Origin of the sequence: Dyadobacter frigoris (assembly GCF_005280585.1) — a bacterium.
GTDB lineage: Bacteria > Bacteroidota > Bacteroidia > Cytophagales > Spirosomataceae > Dyadobacter > Dyadobacter frigoris.
Genome location: NZ_SZVO01000067.1, coordinates 1 through 690, shown reverse-complemented (window position 1 = coordinate 690; position 690 = coordinate 1). Strand labels below are relative to the sequence as shown.

Below are 690 nucleotides of genomic sequence, written 5' to 3'. Positions count from 1 at the left end.
CTGCGATCACAAAATGCCGTAGGTATGGCCGATATAATTTACGTAACAAGCTTCTCCTCAAACCGCTTTTTTAAGATTGAACATAGTTCAGACCATTATTTTCACAAAACCTCAACAACCCCTTTTAACCGTTTAATTGCTCATTTATTCCCAATACCACTTATCACTGAAAAGCATCCATTCGTGTACTTTGTTATACATAGTACCTGCCATCACCCTATCTTTGATTCATCAATAAGGGAAACAATTACAACAAAACATTAAATATAAATAGCCATGAAAAATTCATTCAAAAATATCGCTCTTGCTTTCGCATTTGTTACATCCTTCGCTTTCGCTGCTAACGCCGAAAATAAAGAAACTAAAAAAGCTTCCAACTTTGGAACTGGTGTTTACATCAATAAAGGTGGAAAAATCAATGTGTTGGTCGATAAATCGGATGACAACGCAGCCACAACAATTCTTGTAAAAAACGAACAGGGAGATGTAGTGTACCGCGAAGTAGTTGCAAAAGGAAATCAAAAATTTGGTCGCCAGTTGAACGTTACGGATCTTGAAGCCGGTAAATATGAAATCGATGTTACTAGCAAAAACGAAACACAAACCAAATCATTCCAATTATCAGATCAAAAAACAGAACGTGTATTGACAATCAAATAAGCATTAGTTACCGAGTACCCTATTAGCCAT

1 protein-coding gene is annotated in these 690 nt (G+C 36.1%); it reads left to right on the top strand.

Translation table 11 applies throughout. The annotated features are described in order from the left end of the window. Nucleotides 1-276 precede the first annotated feature (276 nt). Nucleotides 277-660: a T9SS type A sorting domain-containing protein gene (locus FDK13_RS35250; RefSeq protein ID WP_137344684.1), complete on the top strand. Its 384-nt coding sequence runs from the start codon at nucleotides 277-279 to the stop codon at nucleotides 658-660. Nucleotides 661-690 lie beyond the last annotated feature (30 nt).

Coding starts and splice junctions, on each gene's coding strand:
- FDK13_RS35250 (WP_137344684.1), top strand. CDS start 277: ATGAAAAATTCATTCAAAAATATCGCTCTTGCTTTCGCATTTGTTACA.